Below are 23,819 nucleotides of genomic sequence, written 5' to 3'. Positions count from 1 at the left end.
CCCGTCCGGCTTCGGCCGGCCCCACGCAGGCCACGCTCAGCCAGGGATAGATCGAACATGGATGAGCAGCCGCCGGGCGCCGATCGTGGTCGGTATGAGCGACAATTCGACTGACTTCACCATCACCGGGCACTGGATCAACGGCCGCACCGTCCCCGCGACCGGCCAGCCGATCCCCGTCACCAACCCGGCCACCGGTCTGGTGATCGCCACCGCGCCTGGCGGGACGCCCGCCGACGTCGACGCCGCCGTCGCGGTCGCGCGCGCCGCGCTCGCCGGCTGGGCTGCCACCACGCCTCAGCACCGCGCGTCGTTGATCACCGACCTCGCGGCCCAGCTCACGACGCGGGCGGAGGAGATCGCCCGAGCCGTGACCGCCGAGATCGGCGCGCCGATCTCGCTCGCGCGTGCCGCGCAGGCGGGCTTGCCACCGATGGTCGCGATGACGACCGCCGGTATCGCCGGCGAAATCGCCTGGGAGAAGGAGATCGGGAACTCGCTGGTCGTGCGCGAACCGGTGGGCGTGGTCGGCGCCATCACACCGTGGAACTTCCCGTTGCAGCAGATCATGACCAAGCTCGCCCCGGCGCTGCTGGCCGGCAACACCCTGGTCCTCAAGCCGGCGGAGCTGGCGCCGCTGACCGCGGGGATTCTCGCCGCGGCGGTCGCGGCCGCCGGCATCCCCGACGGCGTCTTCAACGTCGTCTACGGCACCGGGCCGATCGTCGGCGAGGCGATCGCCGCACACCCCGGTGTCGACATGGTGACATTCACGGGGTCGACGGCCGTCGGCAAGCGCATTTCGGTGCTCGCGGCCGAGAAGGTCAAGCGCGTGGCGCTCGAACTCGGTGGCAAGTCCGCCAGCGTCGTCCTCGACGACGCCGATCTGGAGCTGGCAGTCGGCAAGACCGCCGAGACCGCGTTCGTCAACAGCGGCCAGGTTTGTGGTGCGTGGACCCGGATGATCGTCCCGGTGTCCCGGCAGGCGGAGATCACGCGGTTGCTCGCGGCCGTCGCGCAGGAGTTCACCCTCGGCGACCCCAGCGATGAAGCGACCCGCGTCGGCCCGCTCGCCTCCGAACGCCAGTGGCAGCGCGTCAACGGCTACATCGAGCGCGGCATCGCCGAAGGCGCCACGTTGGTCACCGGCGGCCCCGGCCGGGTTCCCGGCTTCGAAACCGGCGCCTACATCCGCCCCACGGTGTTCGCCGACGTGGACCCGGGCGCGGCCATCGCGCAGGAGGAGATCTTCGGCCCCGTGCTGTGCGTGATCCCCTACGAGGACGAGGAAGACGCCGTGCGCATCGCCAACGACAGCATCTACGGGCTCACCGGCGCGGTCTTCGGGGAGCCGGAGCACGCCCTCGCGGTCGCGCGCCGCTTGCAGACCGGCCAGGTGGACGTCAACGGCGCCCCGTTCAACCCGCTCGCGCCGTTCGGGGGCTACAAGCAGTCCGGCAACGGACGCGAATTCGGGCACCTCGGCGTCGAGGAGTTCACCGAGGTGAAGGCGATCCAGCGCTGACCCGGCCGCGGCGGCCGTCGCCTTTCCCGAAGGGAATCCGAATGCCCGACAACACCCTCGCGACTCGCCTCCGCACCTGGGTCGCCGACCTCGACCCGGCGGCTGTCCCACCGGACGCCGTCGAAGCCGCGAAGCTGTTGATCCTCGATCAGCTCGGTCTTCAGCTCGCGGGCGCGACCTCACCGGCAGTGCAGCCGGAGCTCCGGCTGGTCACCGCACTGGGCGCGGCCCCGGAGGCGACCGTCGCCCACTCCGGCGTCAGAACGGCCGCGAGCTACGCCGCGTTCGCCAACGCCACCCTCGCCGACAGCAGCGAGTTCGACGACGTCCACACGCTGGCGGGCCACCTCGGCTCGCCGGTCGTGCCGACGGCCCTCGCGTTCGGCGAAGCAGTGCGGGCGCCCGGGCGCGAGGTGCTCACCGCCGTCGTCGCCGGCGCGCAGGTGATGTCCCTGCTGGGAGCGCGGTCGATCGTCCCGATGGTCGTGCGCGGCCGGCCCGGCTCGAAGATCCTGGGGACCTTCGGCGCACCTGCTCGGCCTCAGCGGCCCCTCGACGGGTGAGCGAACTGCACCTCGAAGAGGGTCGAAGTCGGCCGTCAAACCACGGCCGGCACGATCTCGGACTTGCGGGTAACGCCACGCCCCGTGGACTGGTGCTGGTTCAGGGCTATCGCCGCGTCGCCGTCGGGTGTTCGCGTCACCTTCGGTTTGCGCAGGCGATGCAGGTTCGCGTCGCCGGCAGGGCCGTGAGCCGGCCTTCGGCGATCGGACCGCCACAGCGTTCACAAACCTCGTAGACGCCGGCGCGCACCCGCTCGGCTGCTCGGTCGAGTGCCGCGAGTTCGTCTCGGGCTTGCGTCAGCAGTGCCTGGACCTGCGCCCGTTCGAAGGCGATGGTGGCGCCTTCCGGGTCGTGTTCGTCGTCGCCACTGGTGAACTCCGACGACGCCACGATCTCGTCTCGCTGCCGCGCCAGCGCGGCGGCCAATTGCGCGGTCTCGGACCGCGCCCGCTCGACCAGCTCCATCGCGGCGCGCTCATCCATGACGCACAACCCGCCGCGCGACGACCAGCCCCCACACCACAACCACCTCCAGGAGCCCGACACCGGGTGCAAGCACCACCCCTACCATCGTGCAGCCCGCTCAACCCACGACGCATCCGCGCCATCGCCTTTCCCGTCGTGACCTGCGCGTTTCGGGACGTGGTTGGTCCATCGGACGTAGCCCGGCCGCCGGTAGCGCGGGACAAACGGCCTGCCGCCGGGGTACCCATAACGAAGACTCATGACCTGAGACACCGCGCACCGGAGCGGAGTTGAGGATCATGGGCTCCGATGATGTGGCGGACGGAGTCACCACCAGACAGCACAACGGCGTGCCGGGTCGGGCTGACCCCGGCGCGGCGTGCGGCCACGCTGCGGCCGGACGTCACCGCCGGGGAGCCCTTCCGTGATGCGCCGGCATCGAAATCGTTCACCGACACCTTGGAGTAACCATGCCGCGTCCCTACGCCAGCGGAGTCGTCGCCGCACCCGCCGACCAAGTCTGGGCCCGCGTCCGCGCCTTCGGCGACATCCCCGACTTCCTCGCCGCCATCGGACACAGCGAAATCGTCCAAGGCACCGACGGGCAGGTCGGAGCCGTCCGCCGGCTCACCCTCGCCGACGGCGGAGACCCCTTCGACGAACGACTCCTCGTCCTCGACGACCCCGGCCGCACCCTCACCTACACCTTCACCGGCGCCAACCCCTTCGGCGTCCGCCGCTACATCTCCACCGTCCGGGTCGCCCCCATCACCGACACCGACCAATCCTTCGTCGAATGGTGGGCCGAATACGACGCCAACGCCGACCAAGAAGAAGAACTCACCCAGACCTTCGCCCAAGGCGTCTACGGCACCGGCATCGAAGGCCTGCGCAAACTGTTCACCTGACACCGCCCTCCGGGATCGGTGTGGACGTCCGCACCGATCACCGGAGGCCCTCATGACCGGCGCTGACTTCGACCGGGCGGCCGCGTCTGCTCGCTGTGTGGTGGACGAGCGGCGAGCGGCGGGTTGCCGACGAGTGCGGCCAGTCTGGTGAGCTCCGCCCAGTCGCCGCGCGCGACGAGCGGGGCGGGGGTGAGCCAGCTTCCGCCGGCGCAGGGCACAGTGGACAGAGCGAGGTAGCGGGCGAGGTTGTCGGCGGTGATCCCGCCCGTGGGGCAGAACCGCGCCTGCGGCAGCGGACCCGCCAGTGCGCGCAGGAAAGCCGCGCCGCCGCCGGCTTCGGCGGGGAAGAACTTCATCTCGGTGAGACCGCGCTCGAGCAAGGTGAGCACCTCGGTCACCGTCGCGACTCCGGGCAGCACCGGCACGCCCTGCGCGAGCATCGCGTCCAGCAACGCCGGCGGCGAACCGGGCGACACCAGGAACCGCGCTCCCGCCGCGACCGCCCGCTCGGCCTGCGCCGGAGCCACGACCGTGCCGGCGCCGACGACGAGCTCCGGGACCTCGGCGGTGATGCGTTCGATGCCCGCCAGCGCGGCGGGCGTCCGCAGGGTCACCTCCATCGTCCGGACTCCGCCTGCCAGCAACGCTTTCGCGAGCGGGACGGCCCGCGCGGCGTCGTCGAGGACGACCACCGGGAGCACCGGCCCGAGCGCCATCAGCTCACGCGCGTCCATCGAGCACCTCCCGCAGCACCGCGCGCGGGTCCTCCGTCACGAGCCGGTCGTGGGCCGCGGCGACCTGAGCGCGGAACACCGGGTCGCCGCGGAAGATCACGTCCAGCGGGAACGCGGCGGCGCGCAGATCCGCGGCCAGCGGGTCCGCCAGCCGCACGGCGGTCGCGACGTGCCGCGTCCAGGCCGCGACCACGAGCGGGAGCCAGCGGGGTTCGCGTCCCGCCGCGCGCAGGTCCGCCACGGTGCCGAGCAGGCGCGGGCCCAGCTTCTGGGAGCCGTCGCTCGCGACCTGCGCGGTGGTGTGCCGCAGCGCGCGGTTGGCGAAGCGGGCCAGCGTGGTCCGGACGTACCCGTCGACGTCCACTTCGGACGGTGGGCGCAGGACCGGCAGCACGTCGTCGGCGAGCATGGCCGAACACGCGTCGCGCAGCACGGGGTCGTGCACGGCGTCGGCGATCGACGCATGACCCAGCAGGAGCCCGAAGTAGGCGAGCATGGAGTGGCTCGCGTTCAGCACGCGCAGCTTGAGCCGTTCCCACGGCTCAATGTCCGCGGTCAGCACCGCGCCGGCTCGGTCCCACGCCGGCCGTCCGGCGGCGAAGTCGTCCTCGAGCACCCACTGGCTGAACGGTTCGGTCACCACCAGCGCGTCGTCGCGGTAGCCCAGCTCGTGTTCCGCTTCGACGAGGTCGGCACCGGTGGTGGCGGGTGCGATGCGGTCGACCATGGTGCCCGGGAACCGGACGTTGTCCTCGATCCAGTCGTGCAGTGCGGTCAGTCCGGCCGCCTGGCAGAACGAGCGGACCAGCGCGCGCAGGAACTTCCCGTTGCCGGGCAGGTTGTCGCAGCAGACGACGGTGATCGGCGGGCCGCCCAGCCGGCGCTGCAGGCCGTGGACGAGCTGCCCCACGACGGTCTTCGACTGCCCGCCGGTCAGGTCGGCGGCGATCTCCGGGTCGGCGAGGTCGAGCAGACCCGTGGCGGGGTCGTGCCGGTAGCCCTTCTCGGTGACGGTCAGCGTGACCACGCGGATCGACGGCCGCGCGAGCAGGTCCGGCACCCGCGCGCCGGGCACGACGCCGGTGAGCGCGCCGACCACGCGCGGCGGGGCTGCGCCCTCGCCCCGCTCCAGCACCGTGTACAGGTAGTCCTGCGGCGCCAGCACCGGGCGCATCCGGCTGCTGACGCCGATGATGCCCCACGAGCGGTCCCCCGTGACGCGCATCGCGTCGTCGGTGTACACCGCCTGGTGCACGCGGTGGAACGCCCCGAGTCCGAAGTGGACGATCCCGGCCGATTCGGGGCGGAACCGCGCCCGCATCACGCCCGGACTCCCGCGTGCGCCCGCACCTCGGCCAGCGGGGCGATGCGGCCGGTGCCGCCCTGCCCACCGACGGCGAGCGAGGCCGCCGCGGCGCCAAGGCGCACCGCTTCGTCGATCGGGTCGCCCAGCGCGAGCCGGGCGGTGACGGTGCCGGCGAACACGTCCCCGGCACCGGTCTGGTCGACCACCTCGGGCGCCGGCACCGCCGCGTACCGCCGTTCTCCGCTCGCGTCCGAGACGTGCACGCCCGCACTGCCGCAGGTGACGGCGACGGACCGCGCTCCCCGGGCGAGCAACGCCTTCGCGGCCGTCGCGGGATCGTCGGTGCCCAGCAACACCGACGTCTCGCCGGGCGCCGACGGCGTGACGAGCGCCGCCAGCGGCGCCAGGGTGGCCAGCACCTGCGCGGCGTCGCCGGGCGCGCTCAGCCGCGGCCGGTGGTTCGGGTCGTAGACGAACCGGCGGCTCCACCCGGCCGCGGTTCGCACGGCCGCCCGCGCGGAAGCCGAGACGGCACAGGCGATCCCGCTCGCGAGCACCGCCCCGGCCGACGTGATGACGGCGCGGTCCAGATCCGCCGGCGAGAGCTGCGAACCCACCGAACCCGTTCTGGCGTAACAGAACTGGCGATCCCCGTCCGGGTCGCTGTACTGCACGTACACGCCCTGCTGTCCGGGGACCCGTCGCAGCAGGGCGTCGTCGATGCCCAGCTGCCGGATCCGGGTGGCGACGGCGTCCCCCAGCTCGTCGTCGGTCACGCGGGCGACCAGCCCGACCCGCGCCCCGGCCGCCGCGGCCGCCGCGGCGGCGTTGACGACGTCACCGGAGATGCCCATCCGCGCCGGGACGCCGTCGCCGAACGGCGCGAGCGTCGAGAACTCCACCAGCGGCTCGCCGAGGAGCACCACGTCGTAGCGGCTCACCAGTCGTGCACCGACCCGTCGCGGCGGCGGTTGACCGGCAGGTACTTCGGGTCGTAGGGGAACTTCGCCGCGGCCGCCTCGTCGACCTCCACCCCCAGCCCCGGCACGTCTCCCGGATGCAGGTAGCCCTGCGCGAACGTGTACGAGGTGTGGAAGACCTCGCTCGCCGGCTCGGCGTGGCCCATGTACTCCTGGATGCCGAAGTTCGGCACCGAAAGGTCCACGTGCAGCGCGGCCGACAGCGAGACGGGCGACAGGTCGCCGGCGCCATGCGAACCGGTGCGCACCCCGTAGAGCTCCGCGAGGGCGAAGATCCGGCGCAGGTGCGTGATGCCGCCCGCGTGTGAGACCGAGGTGCGGATGTAGTCGATCAACCGCTCGGTGATCAGGTGCTGACAGTCCCAGATGGAGTTGAACACCTCGCCGACGGCCAGCGGCGTCGTGGTGTGCTGCCGCACGAGCCGGAAGGCCTCCTGGTCTTCCGCCGGCGTCGGGTCCTCCAGCCAGAACAGCCGGTGCTGCTCGAGATCGCGGCCCAGCCGGCCCGCCTCGATCGGGCTGAGGCGGTGGTGCACGTCGTGCAGCAGGTGGAAACCGAACCCGAACCGCTCGCGCACCGCACCCAGCATCTCCGGGGCGAACCGCAGGTACGGTGCGGTGTCCCAGAGATCCTCCTGCGGCCGTGCGCCCGAAGCCGGCTCGTACACGGTCTGGCCCTCGGCCGGGATGCCGTACGTCTTGTCCAGTCCCGGCACCCCCGACTGCGCGCGCACCGCGAGGTAACCCTGGTCGAGGTACCGCGCGACGTCGTCGAGCAGCTCCGGTACGTCGCCGCCGCTGGCGTGCCCGTACACCATGACACCGTCGCGGGCCGCGCCGCCGAGCAACTGGTACACCGGCAGCCCGGCGAGCTTGCCCTTGATGTCCCACAACGCGACGTCCACGGCGGCGATCGCCGTCATCGTCACCGGGCCGCGCCGCCAATACGCACCCTTGTACAGGTACTGCCAGACGTCCTCGATGCGGTGGGCGTCGCGGCCGATCAGCAACGGGCAGACGTGGTCGCGCAGGTAGGCGGCGACGGCGAGCTCACGGCCGTTCAGGGTCGCGTCGCCCCAGCCGACGACACCTTCGTCGGTGGTCACCTTGAGCGTCACGTAGTTGCGGCCCGGCGCGGTGACGAGCACTTCGGCGCCGACGATCTTGGTCATGCGGGCTGTCCTTCGGTGGTGGTGCGGTCGGCGGATCGGGGCCAGTCGGCGTACTCCTGGCCACCACGGCGGCCAGGTGCTGTCTCCGGCATCCAGCGCAGGGCGACGAGGCTGATCAGGATGAGCACCCCGACGTACACCGCGTCGAGGGCGTAACCCCCGCCGGAAGCGGCCAGCAACGCGGCGGCGACGACGGTGAACGGTCCGCTGGCGATCATCGAGCCGAACTGCCAGACGATCGAGACCCCGCTGTAGCGCGCGCGAACCGGGAACAGCTCGGGGAAGTAAGAGGCCTGCGGCGCGTACGCCCCGCCGTGCCCGAACGCGAGCCCCGCCACCAGCAGGAGCGTGATGAGCACGCTGTTCCCCGTCTGCACGGCCAGGAAGCTAGGCACCACGAGCACGAGGTTGAGCACGGTGGCGGCGAGGTAGACCGGCCGGCGGCCGACGCGGTCGGTCAGCGCGCCCCACACCGGCAGCAGCACCAGTTCGGCCACGATCGCGATGATCACGCCGTCGAGCACGATGCCGCTGTCGATGCCCTGGCTCTTGGCGTAGGACACCAGGAACACCGTGTAGAACGGGAAGACCGCGGCCTCGACGAACTTCGTCAGGGTGCCCGCGACGACCTCGCGCCGGTTGTCGCGCAGCAGGATCTTCACCGGTGCGCGGTGCGACCGCTCGCTCTCCCGGACCGCGCGGAAGGTGTCCGACTCCTGCACCCGCAGCCGGACGTACAGGCCGACGAGCACGACGATCGCGCTGAGCAGGAACGGGATCCGCCAGCCCCAGGCGACGAAGTCGCGTTCGGGCAGCTGCGCGTCCAGCAGCGCGAAGAGCGCGCTCGGGATCAGGTAGGCCGCGGGCGAGCCGAGCTGCACGAAGCTGGTGTAGAACCCGCGCCGTCCGGCCGGCGCCGCCTCGGCGGTCAGCAACACGGCACCACCCTGTTCACCACCGACGCCGAAGCCCTGGATCAGCCGGACGAGCACCAGGATGACCGGCGACCAGAAGCCGATCTGGTGGTACCCCGGCATCAGCCCGACGGCGAAGGTGCCGAGCCCGGTCAGCAGCAGGGTGTAGACCAGGGTGCGCCGGCGGCCGACGCGATCCCCGAGGTGGCCCCACACGATGCCGCCGAGCGGGCGGGCGAAGAAGCCGACCGCGTAGGTCGAGAACGCCGCGAGCGTGCCCAGCAGCGGACTCACCGACGGGAAGAAGACCTTGTTGAACACCAGCGCCGACGCGGTGCCGTAGATGAAGAAGTCGTAGTACTCGGCCACGGTGCCGATCACCGAGGCGGCGACCGTGCGCCACAGGGACGCGGGGGTGAGATCGGTCGGCATCGACCCTCCTCGAGCTAGCGCTTCCACCATGGAAGCACTACCATACAAGTGCTGCCATGCGGCGACTGTCAAGTCCTTCCCGACCGGTAAGGTGAGCGAATGGCCAGAGCAGCAGCGAAACCGTCCGCGCGGGTGGTCGTGCACCGTGAGCTGAGGAACCGGATCATCACGCTGAAGCTGCCACCCGGTGCCCCGCTGTCGGAGAACGAGCTCGCCACCGAGCTGTCGGTCAGCCGCACGCCGGTGCGCGAGGCGCTGTTGCTGCTCGCCGAGGAGGAACTGGTCCAGGTCTTCCCCCAGCTGGGCACCTTCGTGTCCCGCGTCGACCTGAAGCGCGTGGCCGACGCCCAGTTCGTCCGGGAGGCCATCGAGGTCGCCTCCCTCACCGACGCCGTCCAGCGGCTGGAGGTCGAGACGCTCGCCTCGCTGCGGCAGGCGCTCGAAGCCCAGCGCGAAGCCGAGCACGACACCGAACGCTTCTTCCGGCTCGACGAGGAGTTCCACCAGCTGCTGCTCGCCGCCGGCGGGCACGCGAACGCGTGGCGCACGGTCGTGTCGGCCAAGGCCCACCTCGATCGCGCCCGGCGGCTGGGGATGCGGATGGTCAGCCCCGTGTCGTCGCTGATCGAGCAGCACACCGCGATCGTCGACCACCTGGCCGCCGGCGACCTCGACGCGAGCGTCGAGGCGATGCGCGCGCACCTGCGACTGGTCTTCTCCGACGTCGAGCGGATCCGCAGCCACTCCCCCGAACTGTTCGCCACCGACAGCAACCAGCGCCCGGTCCGCAAGACCATCACCGCCTGGGCCTGAGGCCACCGTGAGAGCAACCAGGGCGGGGTATCCGCGCTGCCGCTGCTCCGACGACCACGCGCTGAGCCAGACCACCGGGTCGAGCTTGACCATCGATGTGGCCCGTGTCCACACTGGACTCTTCTCCGTCAGTCCACTTCGGCCTGATGGGTGCCGGGAGTCGGGAGGACGGACTCGGAGAGCTTGAGGACGGTGTGCACTGCGCGGTCGTCGTTGGCGGCGCGCCAGGCGATCCGCCGTTCGACGGGCGCGATCGGGTCGGAAAGGCGGAGCATGCGCAAGTGGGGGTCGGTGATGCTCTCGACGACGGACGGCAGCGTCAGCGAACACCCGACGTCCGCCGAGACGAGCGCCGTGGCGGTCCACGAGTTCGAGACGTACTGCGCGATGGTGACGCCGAGGTTCGCGGTGGCGGTGAGTTCCCGCAGCCGGTCGAGCAGCAGCGTGCCCGTCTCGGGAGAGAGGGAGACGAAGGACTCGCCGTCGAAGTCGCGGATCGACACCCGCTCGCGATCCGCGAGCCGGTGGGTTTCCGGCACGGCGACGACGAGTTCCTCGACCGCCAGCACGCGCGACTCGATCCCGGTGGGGATGTGGTCCCACCAACCGAGCGCGATGTCGACCCGCCCGTCGGTCAGCAGTTTCATCGACGCCTGCGCGAAGCGCTGGCTGAGGAAGTCGAGCTGAATACCCGGATGCGCCTGTTTGACGCCGCGGGCGAGCTTGCCGACCATCACGTTCCAGGATGCGGTCGCGAACGCGAGGCACACCCGCCCGACCTCGCCGGTCCGCGCGAAGCGCGCCGTCAGCTTCACGCGCTCCATCGCGTCGAGGGCCTCTCTGGCGGGCTCGACCAGCGCGCGGCCGACCGAGGTGAGCGTCACGCTGCGGGTGTTCCGCTTGAACAGCGTGGCGCCCAGTTCGCGTTCCAGCTGCTTCACGGTGCGGCTCACGGGAGGCTGGGCGAGGTGAAGACGCTCTGCCGCCCGGCCGAAGTGCAGTTCTTCAGCCACCGTGAGAAAGATGCGCAGCTGGGTGGGATCCATCACCTGAGTGTCTCACCCCGCGAGGTGCGAAACGGACGCCCGGACACCGGTGTCACCGGTTCCTGCGGCTGAGGAACGGCTCCATGTAGCGGCTGGGCTCGTCCGTCGTGAACGCGTCGCCGAATGCGTCGACGCTGCGATCGATGCCGGCTTCGGGGCTCGCGTCGCGCCAGTAGCGCAGCAGCGACTTCTGCGCGCGGACCGCGCGCGGGCCGGCCGCGACGATCGGCTGGACCGTGCGCTCGACCAGCTCGTCGAGTTCTTCCGGCTCGCTCACGAACTGGAGGAAGCCCCAGCGCAAGGCCTGGCCGGCGTCGACGTTCTCCCCGGTGAGCAAGAGCCAGTTCGTCGCGCCGGGGCCGATGAGCGCCGGCAGCAGCACGGCGTGGATCACCGAGGGGATGCCGACGCGGACTTCGGGCATGCCGAAGACGGCGTCGTTCGAGCCGAGGCGGATGTCGCACGCGGCAGCGACCTCGAGGCCACCTCCGAGGCAGAACCCCCGGATGCGGGCGATCGTGGGGACGGGGACGGAGGCCAGGGCGTCGCACAAACCGCGCAGGCGGGTGATGAACTCGCGTGCGGACTGCGGCTCGAGCGCGGCCATTTCGTGGATGTCCGCACCGCCGATGAACGCGCGTTCGCCGTCGCCGCGGAAGACGAGCGCGCGAGCGTCGGCTTGCGCGGCGACCCAGCGCACGGCGTCGGTGACGCTGAGGGTCACCGCGGAGGAGAGGATGTTGCGGCTCTTGGCGTCGCGGATCGTCACGGTGTAGACGTGGCGCTCGTCTCGCGTCACGTGCGCGTGCGCGAAGGTCGGGATGAAGCTGGTCATCAAGGTCCTTCCGGGGGTGAGCAGGCGTCGGGGTGGCGCTTGAGCAGGTACTTCTGGAGGCCGTCCAGCACGAGTTCGCCTCGCTGGTTGTGGATGGTCGACGCCAGCGTGACGACGCCGGTGGTGCGCCCCTTCTCCAGGTGGGCGACCTTCAGGTGCGGGTACAGGGTGTCGCCGGCGTAGACCGGCTTCAGAAATCGGCTGGACTGCTCGATGAACCCCTTCATCGAGTCCTCCACGCAGCTCGGGAACCAGCCTGCGCCCGCGGCGCTCTGGATCAGGATCTGGAACCCGTGCGCGCCCCGGTCGGGCATGCCGTGCTCGCGGCAGTATTCGACGTCGTAGTGGCTGGGGTGGTTGTCGGCGCTGGCCAGCTGGAACGCGCCGAAGATCGCGTCGGTCATGGTGCGCGACGGGATCGGGAATTCCTCGCCGAGCACGAAGTCGTCGAACCAGTACTGCGTGAAGTGCCTCATTCCACTCCCCGGGCGTCGCGGGCCGCGGGCGCCAATCCGTCCTCGACGTCGACGCCTTGCGCGACGACACCTCGTTCGACGAGGCTCCGCACTTCCTCCGGCGACAGGCCCAGCTCGCCGAGGACGTCCTCGGTGTGCTGCCCCAGCAGCGGAGCGGGCCGGGTGATGTCGCGCGGCTGCCCGTCGAACTTGACCGGCAGGCCGACGGTCTGGACAGGGCCGAGCACCGGGTCTGCGTACCGGACGAGCAGTTCGCGGGCGTCGACCTGGGGGTGCCCGAGTGCCTGCGCGAGTGTGTTGATCGGCGAACACGGGACGCCGCTGGAGCGCAACAGGGTCAGCCAGGCTTCGGTCGTGCGCCGGCGAATCACGTCCGCGACGAGACGTACGGTGACCTCGCGATGGGCGACCCGCGAGGCGGTGGTCGCGAACCTGGGATCTTCGAGGAGGTCGTCGAGCGACGCGGCGGCGCACAACCGTCGCCACTGCGCGTCGTTGCCGACGCCGACCATGAGGTCGCCGTCCGAGGTCTCGAACGCCTGGTACGGGCACAGGGCGGGGTGTCCCGTCCCCATCCGCCTCGGAGCCTCGCCCGATGCCCAGTAGTTCTGGGCGAGGTAGCCCATCTGCGAGATCGCGGTGTCCAGCAGCGAGACCTCGACGTAGCTGCCCGTGCCGGTGCGTTCCCGCTCGATCACCGCGGCCAGCACCCCGCTGAGCGCGTAGGAGCCGGTGCCGAGGTCGACGGGCGAAAACGGTGCACGCGCGTAGCGGCCCTCGGGTTCGCCCATCGTGCTGATCATGCCGCTGAACGCTTGCAGCATCACGTCGTAGCCCGGCTCGTCGCCCAGGGGCCCGGTGCGTCCGTAGCCGGAGATCTCGACGTAGATCAGCCGCGGGTTGAGCTCGCGGAGGGTGTCGTGGTCGACGGCGAGCTTGGCCGCCGTGCCGGCGCCGAACCCCTGGATGACGATGTCCGCGCCGGCGACGAGCCGGTGCACCAGCCGCTGCCCCTCGGGCGACTTCAGATCGACGGTGAGGCTGCGCTTGTTGTGGTTGACCGCGAGGAACGTCGCCGACTGGTTCCCGTGCCGCGGCGGCCACGCGCGGGTGTCGTCGCCACCGCCGATCGGCTCGACCTTCAGGACGTCGGCCCCGAGCGCGCCCAGGAACTGGCCGCACAGCGGCCCCGCCAGGACCTTGCTCAGGTCGACGACTCGCAAGCCGCTCAAGGGTTTCATGGCACTCCCATCACTGCAGTGGATCGCTCGAAAGCCGGCTGGGGCCCGATCGCGGTGGTCAGTCCTCGCGCAGAGGGCTGCGCCCGGTCTCCTTGAGCAGGAAGACAGCCGTCAGCAGGGAGACGGCCGCGAGGACGCTGACGTACAGCGCGGACGACTGCGGCCGGCCGGTGACGCTCAGCAGCCAGGTCGCGACGAACGGGGTCGTGCCGCCGATGATCGTGGCGAGGTTGTAGCCGATGCCCAGGCCGGTCGCGCGCAGCGTGGCCGGGAACAGCTCGGTGAGCGTCACCCACTGCGCCGACAAACTCACCGAGCACACCTGGCCCAGCACGACGAGCGCGAGCACGGCCCACCCGGGCGAGACGGTCATCAGCAGGTACATCGGCAGGAGCAACACGATGAACCCGAGGTTCGTGGCGATCTGGACGGGCCGGCGGCCGAAGCGATCCGACAGGCGCGACCAGCACGGCAGCGTGGCCGCGGTGAGACCGAGCGCGAGGACGATCGCCCACGACGCCCCGGTGCCGCTCATCAGCCCCTGTGTCTGGAGGTAGGAGGCCGAATAGGTGAAGATCAGGTAGTAACCCGCCTGGATCGACAACGTCAGCAGTGCGGTGACCGTGATGCCGCGCCCCTCGCGGCGAAACGCCTCCCGGATGGGGGCGCGCTGGACGATCCCCTCGGTCTTCAGGTGCTCGAACGCCCGCGACTCGTCCATCAGCTTCCGGATGATCACGGCGGCGACGCCCATCGGCAGCGACAGCAGGAACGGGATGCGCCAGGCCCAGTCGAACAGGGCGTGCGCGTCCACCACCAACCGCAGGATCGACACGAGCAGCGAGGCGGTGAACATCCCGCCGATGACACCGACGTTGACGAAGTTCGTGAAGAACCCGCGGCGTCCGTCGGGCGCCTCCTCGATCAGGTAGGAGGCTGCGCTCACGCTCTCCCCGCCGGCGGACAGCCCTTGGATCACACGAAGCAGCACCAGCAGCGCAGGCGCGGCAACGCCGATCGCCGCGGCGCTCGGCAGGAGACCGATCAGGAAGCTGGCGGCCGCCATGCCCACCACGGCGATCGTGAGCGCGAAACGGCGGCCGCGCCGATCCGCGATCGCGCCCAGGATCACGCCGCCGAGCGGACGCACGACGAAGGAGATCCCGAACGCCGCGAAAGTCGAGAGCAGACCCACTGCCGCGCTCTCCGACGGGAAGAACAACTGCGCCATCACGGTGGCCAGGAACGCGTAGGCGATGAAGTCGTACCACTCGATGAACGTTCCGATGCCGGCACCGAGGACGGCCGTGCGGGCACGTCGCGTCGCCTGCTTGCTCGCGGCTCCGGAGGCGCCCGGGCCCGGCTTGACGGCGGTCGACGGCGGACCGCCGGAACGAGCTGTGTTCATGAGATCCTCTTTGATCTTCGACGGGAAGACATCGTGCGTGGCTGCAGCGGGCTTGAGCGTTGCAGCGGCCGGTATTCCACGTCCAATACCTGATGACGGCATGACTATTGCGAATTTTGTATAACTCGCGCACCGTTCCGGACCGGCTGGCAGTCCAGGCGCGGGCGCTCACCGCAGGGTCTCGGGCTCACCGAGATCGCCTACTATGTCTGCTGTGGACAGACGTGCTCGGCGACACGCAGGATCAACCTGATGAGGAGGCGTCGGATCTCCGCTGGCGTGAATCGGATCAGGCTGGTCCGGCGGCGGTTCCCCCTTTACGGCAAGGGATCCGGCGACGGGGAGCCATTCAGCGATCCTGAACCCGTTTTACGGGGCGGCCGAGGACATCAAGGAATCTGCTTCACACGATCGACGATCTTGTTCACGACCCTGCCGAAAACCGCGTTGAGCGTGGGCTGCTGGTAGTCCTCGTGCTTGAACGCCCACATGGTGACCACGTGGCGGCCGACTTTGAACACCAGGTGCGGGCTGCCGCCGGTGGGCACCCAGCAAGTGTCGCCGTCTCCGAGCTTGGCGTTCGTTTCCTCTGGGGGCGGGCCATCCGGGCCGTCGGTGTGCGGGCGGCATGACACGTGGTCGGAGTAGGTTGCACCCTCGACGTTGTCGTACGTGTCGATCTGAACCGTCAACCCGTCCTGGTTGACCAGATTGCCCGTGTTGGCGTGATTCATGCGGTAGCAACTGCTCCACACGTAGTTCCACGGTCCCCTGCCGGGATCCTGAGGATCGGCAGTGAGCTGCACCGGCCCGATGGAGGACTGTTCTTGAACCCGGCCGGACGCGGTGTCGTCGGTGAACGACAGCCCCCAGTCTTCCGGCTTGTACACGTCACATGCGGTCGGCGTGTTCCACGGAGCCCCGTACGCGTATTTGGAATGCCCCACCTTGTCGGGGCCGGCGGCCAGCTTGCCGGCAACCTGATCGGTCAGGAACTTGAGGGCGTCGGTGGGGTTCTTGGTGATGCCCGGGGTGTCCTCGGCGGTGCCGTAGTCACTGGCGTGCATGTCCAACGTGGCCCAGTACTGGTCACCGCCCCAGAAGAAGTACACCTGGTACTCATCCGGGTAGACGGGAGTCCCCATCGTCACGTAGATCTGCACGTCGCCACGGGTCTCGTGACTGACGGTGTGGGACTGGACGCTCTGCTGCGCCTCAGAGTTGGTCGCGAGGCGCCAGACGGTATCCCGGTCGCTCGACAGGTCGGTGCTCTCGTACTGCTTCTGGTCGATGCTCAACGAGAGGTTGTACTTGTCGTCCTTGCCCGCCATCAGGCACTCGGATGCGGGCTCCGGTGAGATGTGGGTCCCCGACGGATCGTAGGTGACAGCGCCGGGGGCCGGCGGACCGTCGTCGCCGGTGAACTTCTTCTGCGTGAAGGTTTTCTCGGGGTTGATCACGAATCCTGCTTGCCGCATCAGGAACGGGTTCATGATCGCGCAGGCGTCGTAGACGGGCTGACCGGCGTACGTCATCGCCTTGGCCGGAGCCGTGGTCAGGTTCTGAAGAGCGATCCCGGTCTCGGCCTGTTTCGCCTCAGGCGAGCTGTCCGGGCGAGCCTGACCGGCAATCGAGGAGCTGCACCCGGCCACTGCCAGCGCCCCTGACGCGGCGAGACAGGCCCACATCCTGGCCTTCTCGGAAGCCTTCACCACAGACCCACCCCGTTGATTTTCGACACATTTCGAATTGCGAATCCTGCCACCTCTTTCGAGAGTCCGCAGGGATCCGTCACCTGGGGATTTCCGGTGCAGAGGCGGGAAATCACCGTGTGCATCGTCTTGTCGCGCAGGCCTCCGCTCGATGGTGTGATAACTCCTTCGCGGAGGTTGGGGGGTGCCGTTGGCGCCGCGCTGCCGGCCCTCGTCGACGACGTGATGACAACCGCGCCGGCCGGCAACGTCCGGGTTCGCGTCAAGTCGGTCCCTGGTGAAACTGCGGAGTGCCTCCAGTGTGGCGTGGCGTAGTGCGCGCAGGAGTTAAACCACTCGATCGTGCCCTCATGAACACCACCTGCGCGGGGGTCGGCCTCGAGGTGGGCACCGAAGATCCGTACCGCGGAAGGTCTTGGTCGAACTGGTACAGCACCGCCTTGACGTTGCCCGGAAGCGCGCCGATCGTGATCGTCGTGGTTTGGTGCACTGGTAGCGCCATGGTGGGCGCGGCACGGGAAGGCCTGCGTATGTCACGTCACTTGCCTGAGCTCAGCCTGCGGCCCGTCGCCGAGGCCGACCTCGACATGTTCCGGCGCTTCCTGGTCGAGCCCGGCCTGATCGGCCTGGACTGGACCGGGTTCCGCGACCCGCAGGCCGTCCGGCGCCGGTTCGACACCGACAGCTATCTCGGCGAGGACAACGGCCGGCTGATCGTGGACGTGGCTGTGGAAACCGAACCGGGCAAGGAATCCGCCGGCCTGGTGTCCTACCGGAAGCGCCACCACGGCGCCCAGGGGTTCTGCTGGGAGATCGGCATTGCACTGCTGCCGCAGTGGCGCGGCCGGGGCATCGGCTGGCGCGCCCAGACGATGTTCTGCTCCTACCTGTTCGAGCACACACCCGTGCAGCGCATCGAGGCGGCAACGCATGCGGAGAACACCGCGGAACAGCGCTCGCTGGAAAAGGCCGGGTTCACGCTCGAAGGCGTCCTGCGCGCGGCCGAATTCCGCGCAGGCCAGTGGCGCGACGGCTACCTCTACAGCCGCCTCCGCACCGACCCCGACCCCCTCACGGACTAGCCACGCCCGCCACTCCTGCCTGCGACGCAGTCGGCTGCGCGGACCACGACCGACGAAGTGCCGACCGCGCCGAACGGATCGTGGAAGAGTGCGGGTCCGGCGAGGTGCACCCCGACGAGGCCACCGGTCAAGTGCTGGCCTGCACGGGCAGCGCCGAGTCGACCGTGACCTTCCCCGGCTTCACCTACGCACAGAACGACGAGGTCGAAGCGCTCGCGAGGAACCTGGGCGCGGACCGGCTGTCGGAAGCGGATCAAGACCGGATCCAGCAGCGCATCGACGACATCGTCGCAACCGTGCCGAGCTCGGCCCGCCCGCACCACGACGAGGGCGTGTCACTCGGCCCGCTGTGGGGCGCCGGACTCGCTTGGGCTGGCGGCGCCGTGCTCATTGTCGGCCTTGTCGGAGCGGTCGTGCTCGTTCGCCGATCTTGAACCACGGCCGTGGCGGGTGAGAGGCGGTAGCGAGATGGGTCAGAAGGTCGGGGCCCGGCCGGCCCGCTCGAGCAACCGATGGTCTGTCCGAGCAGCCGCAGGCGAAGGGTGTGGACCTGGTGGTGCTGGACCACGGCATCGACACCTCCGCCGCGGTCGTCCCAGATGCGGGACATCAGAAGCGATCGAGACGGCAACCCGACAACGCCGGCTCGACGGTGCCCTCGACCACCTCCCGCGCCACAAGGCGGCCCACGGCCGGGGCGAGCGTGACCGCCGCGTGCATCACCGCCAGGTAGAGACCGGGGACCTCGGCGACCGGACCGACGATCGGCTCACCGTCGACCGGCATCGGGCGTGCTCCGAGGCGGGTGCTGAGCAGCTCGACGCTCCCGGTACCGCGGAAAGTGGACCGGATGGCGGCCAAGGTCCGTTCGGGGGAGTCCGCGGCGGCGATCAGCCGGTCCGCTGCGACCTGCCGGAGATCGAAGTCCTGAGTGTTGACCACGGTGCGGACCAGACGGGCCGGCGCGCGAAGCCGGAAGAGCGGGCACGGCGACGGCTCGACGGGGACACTCACGCCGAGGGACGCGCCCAGCGCGGCCGTGGCAACACCGGCCGCCAGCACCACAGTCGTACCGGAGAGGGTTCCGACGGCCGTCTCGACCCCGGCAACCCGGCCCGCCGCATCCCGGCGGATCGCCGTGACCGCGGTGTCCAGATGTACCTGGGCGCCCTGGGCGCGGGCGCCGGCGACCAGCCGCTCGGTCACGCCCACCGAGTCGACGGCGCCGTCGCCGGGTGCCCAGATGGCCCACTCCGGGGGCTGCCGAAGGTGGGGCTCGAGCGCCATCACGGTGGCGGCGTCCACGATCTCCTGCCCGGGCCCGGCCTCCGGCTCGCCGCACTCCGCGCGCCAGCTCAGTGAACCGGACCAGACCACCGGGAGCCCCGGCAACTCGGCCTCGACCCGGCGGTACTCCTCGGTCGCGGTGGTCCGTATCCCGGCCGCCGGACCGGTACGCACGCCGGACGCCGCGACCCAAGCGAACGAGTCCGCCGTCACGGCGGCGCCCGGCCGCCCGGCGTCGACCAACGTCACCGCGGCGCCGGCCCGGGCGGCGTGATAAGCCACCGACGCGCCGACGATGCCGGCTCCGACGACGACCACGCGCCCACCCACCGCTGCACTCACCACGGTGCCGACCCTACTGTCCCTGACAGCTCCGCCCATGCGGCCCAATGGGGTCGACACCCGGCGGCCGACGACTGCCCGTAATCGGGATCGCCTTGCAGGGACTGGTGATGTCCTCGTGGACGGAGCAGGCCAGTTCTCGGTGTCCGATGAACATTTCGGTGACTTCGACGGGCCACTGGGGCTTGTCCACGACGTCGAACTCGGCGCAGTACTCCAAAGGACTGGCCTTGGGGTGGGCACGGGGATGGTGGGCGACGTCGCCGTACCCGGCGACGACGAGGCCGAACATGGCGGCGCTGCCGGTGCGGAACAGCGTCCCAGCGTGCCCGTGGTGCACGAAGCGGTCCTGATTCTCGCGGTACCGGAGCTGGGGATACTCCTGATCGAGGCGCACGCGCTCGGGGACACCGAGTGCGCGGACGTCTCCACCACACCCCATCCGAGGCCGACCGGTCTGGTGGCCTGGAAATCGTGATCGGCTAGGGCGACGAGGCCCGTCGGCTTCCGCTGTCCGGCGTCGAGCCGGGGCCAGCAGTGGGAAAGCTCGCGCAGACGTACGAGCTACCGCCTCAGGCGCAAGGAGAACGTGACCGGGGAAGGCAAGTTCCACGGCCGCCATCACCCCACCTCCGCCGAGCTGGCTGCCCAGTGGGGCGATCCCCTCTTCAGCGCCAACGCGATCCAGCCGCGCGCCGACTACCAGATCCTCATCGACCACTACCGCAGCGAAGGACCACTTCCTCACATCACCCAGACTCTGCGCCGGGGTGGCGTCGAGCGCTCGAACCGTTCGTCAACACGACCGCACGGCGACTCACCCGATGTCTGAAGTGCGGTTGTGAGGCCCACTACCGCTTTCGAGTGCACCCTCGACAAAACCGCCTCAGCACCCACGTTCCGAGCCTGCAACAGGCGCGCAGCTTTGCCGACGCTTGGCGCACGATTCCGGGCCCCCTGCGTACCCGAGCCTCACTTCCTTGACAGGCGGGCGATCACGCACCACTACTGGTCGTGTACTGACTCACCCGGTCGGCGCCAAGGGATCCGCCTCAAAGCGCGCCAGCCGGGCTGACGAGCTGTGCCACTCGCGTGAAACCTTTCAAGCTGGGACCTAACCAGTGTTCCCCGGGAATGTCAACGTCGGGCAATTCCGAGGTTGCGGCAAGGTTCGCGGTGCCCCATGATTCCGTTGCCCGGGACGCGAACCCCACGTCCCGGATTTCTGCGAGCGCAAAGCGGTCTCGCAGCGAAGAATCCGGCGTTTATCCTCCGTACGCTGAACCGATTCCGCGGCCCGAAGGCGATGGTTGACGCTTGACAACCATCGCGCGGAACCCGGAAACTAGAGTGACCAGAGTTGAAACGTTTAAATTCTCGAGTCCTCAACGGAGAGGCCAGTGACTGCGTACGGCACCACCGCAGGGGTACCGCACCGGCCGGAGGCGCGCCGGCCCGCTGTCGCGGATGCCTGGTCGCAAGCTGCGCAGGGCGGCGGCATCGAGTCCGCTGAACCCGGTCTTCCACCCCCATCCGCGTGTCGTCGATGGGCGATCAACGTCCGCACCCCGGTGCGCGTGCGCTACGCGGCGCGGCAGACGACGCACTGCCGGCGCTGCTCACATCGGCGGTCGAGCCCATCACTACAGGCGACGGCGTAGCCGCCGCGCTCGTCCCACAGCTGCCGGGCCGGCCGCACCTGGCAGGCCTGCAAGCTGCGGTGTCCGCTCGCCGGTGCGACCACGCGCGCGGGCGACGACCAGTCCGTCCACCCCGAACGCCTGCACATGCTTCGGCCGTACGGCAGCGCAACGCTCCACGATCCCTTCGCCAAAAAGCAAGAACCGTTCCCCACCTGTCCCGGGAGGACCGATGGAAGACAGCAACCCCGGCTTCGACCGCAGAGATTTCCTCAAGATCAGCGGCGGCGTCGGCATGGCGCTGGCCCTCTCAGGCTGGACCGGCGCCGCCTCCGCCGACGCTTCCCCGACCAGTGCCGCCGACACGTTCATCAAGGCGCAGCACGCGTTCCTGGACAGCCCGGAAGGTAAGTACCGGCCGGGTACGCGGTGGTGGCTGGCCGAAGGCCTGCACACCGACGCGACCATCAAGGCCGACATGAAGATGCTCCACGACATGGGCATCGGCTCAGTCGAGATCGTCTGCATGCCCGAGCCCAACGTGGACAGCAACCTCAGCGACACGGTCTTCGTCACCAACACCACGGGGAAGACGCCTCAGCAGATCTACAGCTGGGGGTCGGATGAGTGGAAGAACGACACGAAGCTCATCATCCAGGAAGCCAACAAGTACGGCATGGGCTTCTCCATGACCAGCGGCACACACTGGGCCAACGCGAACCTGCCCATCGAAAACCTGAAGTTCGACGACGACGGCGCCGGAAAGGCACTGGGCTACGCCATCCACACCACCACCGGCGGCACGACGTTCAGCGGCACCCTGAGGCGCTCGGCGATGACGGTGGCCGGAACAGTCCGGCAGGACCTGATCTCCGTGGTCGCTGTGCAACGGGCCGAGAGCAACACCGGCTCGGTCACCGCCGACGGCAGCATCTCCGGAACCATGAGCTACACCGACGACGCGGTCGTGCTGACCGGCAACGTCACCCTCGACGGCGCCCCGGTCACGCAGACGACGATGAAAGACCCCACCGGCAAAGCGAATTACTCCCTGACCTGGACCCCGCCGGCGGGCACCGGGACCTGGGACATCTACGCGTTCTGGATGCAGGCGACCGGCCAAGCCCCGACCCCCTCGTCCACCACGAACGTCACCATCAACTACATCGACCCGGCCGGCATGCAAGACTTCATCGACTACTACAAGAACCACATCTTCAGCGACCCCGAACTGAAAAACGCCATCATCGCCAACGGCCGCGGCGAAATGTACATGGACTCCCTGGAAATCGACACCACCAACTCCAACGGCGGCGAATTCTGGGGCACCACCCTCATGAGCGAATTCCAGAAACGCCGCGGCTACAGCCTCGAACCGCACCTGCCCTACGTTCTCAGGAAGGACGGCAGGGCCGGCCTGTCCTCATTCCTGGTGATCGGCGCCGATCAGGTGACGGTGACCAAGGTCCGCAACGACTTCTTCCAGACGATCACCGACATGTACACCGACAACGTTCTCAAGCCGCTGCGGACTTACCTGAACGACGACATGAACATGAAGCTGCGGGCTGAGATTTCCTACAACGTGGGGTATGAGATCACCACCCCAGCCCAAGGGGTGGACTACGTGGAGACCGAATCGCTTGATTTCGGGAACCAGCTGGATTCGCAGCGGACGTTGGCGGGTGCGGCCCACGCTCATGGGTTGCGTTACTCCAGTGAGACCGGAGCGATCAGCGGCGAAAACTACACCTGGCCACAGGACCGGTTCATGCAGATCATCAACACCCAGTTCGCCTCCGGCGTCAGCCACACCGTGTTCCACGGCTACTCGAGCATCTCGGGCGCCGACTCCCACGACCCGTCGAACCCCTGGGACGGCACCTACTGGCCAGGCCACGAAGGCATGTACGCCCGGTACTCCGAGCGTTGGGGCCCACGTCAGCCGGAGTCCACGCAGTACACCGACTACATGCCGATGATCGCCCGCACCCAGGCCGTGCTGCAACAGGGCAAGCCGCAAATGGACCTGGCGGTGGTGCGCACCGACTACGCCTTCAACAGCGACCACCCCCACCCCGACTTCATGCGGCACCGGAGGGCCAACTACTTCAAGGATCTGCAACTGCAGGACAACGGCTACACCTACGACTACTTCGCACCGGAAATCCTCGAGGGCCGGAGCGTCAAATACAGCAAGACCGACGGCCTGATCCCCGAAAACGTGGGATACCAGGCCGTCGTCATCTACCAGGATTCCATCCGGCTGAAGAGTGCCCAGGCCATCTACGCTCTTGCCCGGCAAGGTCTGCCCGTTGTTGTCGTCAACGGTTTGACCGAGACGGTGAGCGCGACCCGGAACTACCTGAACACCAAGGCCGCAGTTCACACCCTCGGCAACGAAGGCACCGACGCCGACCTGGCGAAAGTGATGGCACGCCTGAAAAAGCTCTCGAACGTGAAAGAGATCGACGCGGACGTTCCCCAGAGCGCGACCACCCCCGACCCGGCAGCCGAAGACTACGAACAGAAGTACTACTACGGCAAGACCGGGGTCTACGGCGCCCTGAAGCAACTCGGGGTACGCCCCCGGGCCGAATACGCCGCACCGAACCAGACCGTCCTCACGGCCATGCGCAAGACCAAGGACACGGTCTATCTGTGGGCGTACAACTACATGGAAAAGCGCGGCGACTACTTCAACAACCCGATCGACGCCGCGACCGCCACGACGACCATCAGCGTCGCCGCGGTCGGCAAGCCCTACCGCATCAACACCTGGTCGGGCCGCGTCGAACCGCTCGCCCAGTACCAGACCTCCGGCGGCCGGACCTCGCTCGAGGTGACCCTCGCCCCCGGAGAAACCACGGTCATCGCAATCGACCTCAACACCAAGACCGCCGCCCCCCTGCGAAGCACCACCGCACCCCAAAGCGT

Annotated in this window: 22 protein-coding genes; 9 read left to right on the top strand and 13 right to left on the bottom strand. The window is 69.3% G+C overall.

Features of this window, described 5'->3' with window-relative positions:
* Positions 1 to 94: 94 nt before the first annotated feature.
* Together ACIA77_RS48370 and ACIA77_RS48365 are read left to right on the top strand one after the other, a co-directional pair.
* The gene (locus ACIA77_RS48370) at positions 95 to 1,525 is read left to right on the top strand and encodes an aldehyde dehydrogenase family protein (protein WP_395892972.1); all 1,431 of its coding nucleotides are present in this window, start codon (positions 95 to 97) and stop codon (positions 1,523 to 1,525) included.
* 41 nt (positions 1,526 to 1,566) lie between these two features.
* Positions 1,567 to 2,088: an MmgE/PrpD family protein gene (locus tag ACIA77_RS48365; protein ID WP_395892971.1), complete on the top strand. Its 522-nt coding sequence runs from the start codon at positions 1,567 to 1,569 to the stop codon at positions 2,086 to 2,088.
* Positions 2,089 to 2,224: 136 nt separating this feature from the next.
* Here ACIA77_RS48365 and ACIA77_RS48360 read toward each other — a convergent pair whose 3' ends face one another.
* The gene (locus ACIA77_RS48360) at positions 2,225 to 2,572 is read right to left on the bottom strand and encodes a TraR/DksA family transcriptional regulator (RefSeq protein WP_395892970.1); all 348 of its coding nucleotides are present in this window, start codon (positions 2,570 to 2,572) and stop codon (positions 2,225 to 2,227) included.
* Between the two features lie 452 nt (positions 2,573 to 3,024).
* On the opposite strand from ACIA77_RS48360, the gene ACIA77_RS48355 reads away from it, so the two are divergent.
* On the top strand, positions 3,025 to 3,462 hold the full coding sequence (locus ACIA77_RS48355) for an SRPBCC family protein (protein ID WP_395892969.1): 438 nt from the start codon (positions 3,025 to 3,027) through the stop codon (positions 3,460 to 3,462).
* Positions 3,463 to 3,512: 50 nt separating this feature from the next.
* On the opposite strand, the gene eda is transcribed toward ACIA77_RS48355, so the two are convergent.
* From eda to ACIA77_RS48330, 5 genes are read right to left on the bottom strand one after another with little or no spacing between them, the layout of a single operon-like run.
* Entirely contained in the window at positions 3,513 to 4,196 is a 684-nt protein-coding gene (eda, locus tag ACIA77_RS48350; RefSeq protein WP_395892968.1) for a bifunctional 4-hydroxy-2-oxoglutarate aldolase/2-dehydro-3-deoxy-phosphogluconate aldolase, read from the bottom strand.
* Complete coding sequence (locus tag ACIA77_RS48345; protein WP_395892967.1) at positions 4,183 to 5,517, bottom strand: mannitol dehydrogenase family protein; 1,335 nt, start codon at positions 5,515 to 5,517, stop codon at positions 4,183 to 4,185. The genes eda and ACIA77_RS48345 overlap by 14 nt, the downstream gene beginning before the upstream one ends.
* Positions 5,517 to 6,443 carry a PfkB family carbohydrate kinase gene (locus ACIA77_RS48340; RefSeq protein WP_395892966.1) on the bottom strand — a complete coding sequence of 309 codons (927 nt, stop codon included), beginning with the start codon at positions 6,441 to 6,443 and terminating at the stop codon, positions 5,517 to 5,519. Before ACIA77_RS48340 ends, ACIA77_RS48345 begins: the two co-directional genes overlap by 1 nt.
* On the bottom strand, positions 6,440 to 7,654 hold the full coding sequence (manD, locus tag ACIA77_RS48335) for a D-mannonate dehydratase ManD (protein WP_395892965.1): 1,215 nt from the start codon (positions 7,652 to 7,654) through the stop codon (positions 6,440 to 6,442). The genes ACIA77_RS48340 and manD overlap by 4 nt, the downstream gene beginning before the upstream one ends.
* Entirely contained in the window at positions 7,651 to 9,000 is a 1,350-nt protein-coding gene (locus tag ACIA77_RS48330; RefSeq protein ID WP_395892964.1) for an MFS transporter, read from the bottom strand. Before ACIA77_RS48330 ends, manD begins: the two co-directional genes overlap by 4 nt.
* Before the next feature lie 99 nt (positions 9,001 to 9,099).
* On the opposite strand from ACIA77_RS48330, the gene ACIA77_RS48325 reads away from it, so the two are divergent.
* Positions 9,100 to 9,813: a GntR family transcriptional regulator gene (locus ACIA77_RS48325; RefSeq protein WP_395892963.1), complete on the top strand. Its 714-nt coding sequence runs from the start codon at positions 9,100 to 9,102 to the stop codon at positions 9,811 to 9,813.
* A 128-nt stretch (positions 9,814 to 9,941) separates the two neighbouring features.
* Here ACIA77_RS48325 and ACIA77_RS48320 read toward each other — a convergent pair whose 3' ends face one another.
* From ACIA77_RS48320 to ACIA77_RS48295, 6 genes are all read right to left on the bottom strand, one after another.
* On the bottom strand, positions 9,942 to 10,859 hold the full coding sequence (locus tag ACIA77_RS48320) for a LysR family transcriptional regulator (protein ID WP_395892962.1): 918 nt from the start codon (positions 10,857 to 10,859) through the stop codon (positions 9,942 to 9,944).
* 52 nt (positions 10,860 to 10,911) lie between these two features.
* Positions 10,912 to 11,694, bottom strand: coding sequence for an enoyl-CoA hydratase (locus tag ACIA77_RS48315; protein ID WP_395892961.1), 783 nt, complete (start codon positions 11,692 to 11,694; stop codon positions 10,912 to 10,914).
* On the bottom strand, positions 11,694 to 12,170 hold the full coding sequence (locus tag ACIA77_RS48310) for a MaoC family dehydratase (protein WP_395892960.1): 477 nt from the start codon (positions 12,168 to 12,170) through the stop codon (positions 11,694 to 11,696). The genes ACIA77_RS48315 and ACIA77_RS48310 overlap by 1 nt, the downstream gene beginning before the upstream one ends.
* Positions 12,167 to 13,402, bottom strand: coding sequence for a CaiB/BaiF CoA transferase family protein (locus ACIA77_RS48305; RefSeq protein WP_395892959.1), 1,236 nt, complete (start codon positions 13,400 to 13,402; stop codon positions 12,167 to 12,169). The genes ACIA77_RS48310 and ACIA77_RS48305 overlap by 4 nt, the downstream gene beginning before the upstream one ends.
* Positions 13,403 to 13,469: 67 nt before the next feature.
* A complete protein-coding gene (locus ACIA77_RS48300; RefSeq protein ID WP_395892958.1) occupies positions 13,470 to 14,819 on the bottom strand; it encodes an MFS transporter in 1,350 nt (449 codons plus the stop codon).
* Between the two features lie 389 nt (positions 14,820 to 15,208).
* Positions 15,209 to 16,531, bottom strand: a complete 1,323-nt coding sequence (locus ACIA77_RS48295) for a hypothetical protein (protein WP_395892957.1) — start codon at positions 16,529 to 16,531, stop codon at positions 15,209 to 15,211.
* Positions 16,532 to 17,073: 542 nt separating this feature from the next.
* On the opposite strand from ACIA77_RS48295, the gene ACIA77_RS48290 reads away from it, so the two are divergent.
* The gene (locus ACIA77_RS48290) at positions 17,074 to 17,613 is read left to right on the top strand and encodes a GNAT family N-acetyltransferase (protein ID WP_395892956.1); all 540 of its coding nucleotides are present in this window, start codon (positions 17,074 to 17,076) and stop codon (positions 17,611 to 17,613) included.
* Between the two features lie 104 nt (positions 17,614 to 17,717).
* Positions 17,718 to 18,047: a hypothetical protein gene (locus ACIA77_RS48285; protein ID WP_395892955.1), complete on the top strand. Its 330-nt coding sequence runs from the start codon at positions 17,718 to 17,720 to the stop codon at positions 18,045 to 18,047.
* A gap of 175 nt (positions 18,048 to 18,222) precedes the next feature.
* Here the strand turns inward: ACIA77_RS48285 and ACIA77_RS48280 are convergent, their stop codons facing one another.
* The gene (locus ACIA77_RS48280; protein WP_395892954.1) at positions 18,223 to 19,245 is read right to left on the bottom strand and encodes an NAD(P)/FAD-dependent oxidoreductase; all 1,023 of its coding nucleotides are present in this window, start codon (positions 19,243 to 19,245) and stop codon (positions 18,223 to 18,225) included.
* 115 nt (positions 19,246 to 19,360) lie between these two features.
* Here ACIA77_RS48280 and ACIA77_RS48275 point away from each other — a divergent pair, with 115 nt between their 5' ends.
* From ACIA77_RS48275 to ACIA77_RS48265, 3 genes are all read left to right on the top strand, one after another.
* Positions 19,361 to 19,720, top strand: coding sequence for a hypothetical protein (locus tag ACIA77_RS48275; protein ID WP_395892953.1), 360 nt, complete (start codon positions 19,361 to 19,363; stop codon positions 19,718 to 19,720).
* A gap of 111 nt (positions 19,721 to 19,831) precedes the next feature.
* Positions 19,832 to 20,074, top strand: coding sequence for a hypothetical protein (locus ACIA77_RS48270; RefSeq protein WP_395892952.1), 243 nt, complete (start codon positions 19,832 to 19,834; stop codon positions 20,072 to 20,074).
* A 1,040-nt stretch (positions 20,075 to 21,114) separates the two neighbouring features.
* Positions 21,115 to 23,819 (top strand): glycosyl hydrolase (locus ACIA77_RS48265; RefSeq protein ID WP_395892951.1); only part of this gene is annotated, 2,705 nt, incomplete at its 3' end.

Origin of the sequence: Amycolatopsis sp. NPDC051903 (assembly GCF_044452505.1) — a bacterium.
Classification (GTDB): Bacteria; Actinomycetota; Actinomycetes; order Mycobacteriales; family Pseudonocardiaceae; genus Amycolatopsis.
This window is presented reverse-complemented; position numbering and strand designations above follow the sequence as displayed.

Bases quoted from the DNA above. Each gene is read 5' to 3' on its own strand.
- manD (WP_395892965.1), bottom strand. From the start codon at position 7,654: ATGACCAAGATCGTCGGCGCCGAAGTGCTCGTCACCGCGCCGGGCCGC.
- ACIA77_RS48360 (WP_395892970.1), bottom strand. From the start codon at position 2,572: ATGGATGAGCGCGCCGCGATGGAGCTGGTCGAGCGGGCGCGGTCCGAG.
- ACIA77_RS48355 (WP_395892969.1), top strand. From the start codon at position 3,025: ATGCCGCGTCCCTACGCCAGCGGAGTCGTCGCCGCACCCGCCGACCAA.
- ACIA77_RS48325 (WP_395892963.1), top strand. From the start codon at position 9,100: ATGGCCAGAGCAGCAGCGAAACCGTCCGCGCGGGTGGTCGTGCACCGT.
- ACIA77_RS48330 (WP_395892964.1), bottom strand. From the start codon at position 9,000: ATGCCGACCGATCTCACCCCCGCGTCCCTGTGGCGCACGGTCGCCGCC.
- ACIA77_RS48365 (WP_395892971.1), top strand. From the start codon at position 1,567: ATGCCCGACAACACCCTCGCGACTCGCCTCCGCACCTGGGTCGCCGAC.
- ACIA77_RS48345 (WP_395892967.1), bottom strand. From the start codon at position 5,517: ATGCGGGCGCGGTTCCGCCCCGAATCGGCCGGGATCGTCCACTTCGGA.
- ACIA77_RS48310 (WP_395892960.1), bottom strand. From the start codon at position 12,170: ATGAGGCACTTCACGCAGTACTGGTTCGACGACTTCGTGCTCGGCGAG.
- ACIA77_RS48320 (WP_395892962.1), bottom strand. From the start codon at position 10,859: ATGGATCCCACCCAGCTGCGCATCTTTCTCACGGTGGCTGAAGAACTG.
- eda (WP_395892968.1), bottom strand. From the start codon at position 4,196: ATGGACGCGCGTGAGCTGATGGCGCTCGGGCCGGTGCTCCCGGTGGTC.
- ACIA77_RS48300 (WP_395892958.1), bottom strand. From the start codon at position 14,819: ATGAACACAGCTCGTTCCGGCGGTCCGCCGTCGACCGCCGTCAAGCCG.
- ACIA77_RS48370 (WP_395892972.1), top strand. From the start codon at position 95: ATGAGCGACAATTCGACTGACTTCACCATCACCGGGCACTGGATCAAC.
- ACIA77_RS48315 (WP_395892961.1), bottom strand. From the start codon at position 11,694: ATGACCAGCTTCATCCCGACCTTCGCGCACGCGCACGTGACGCGAGAC.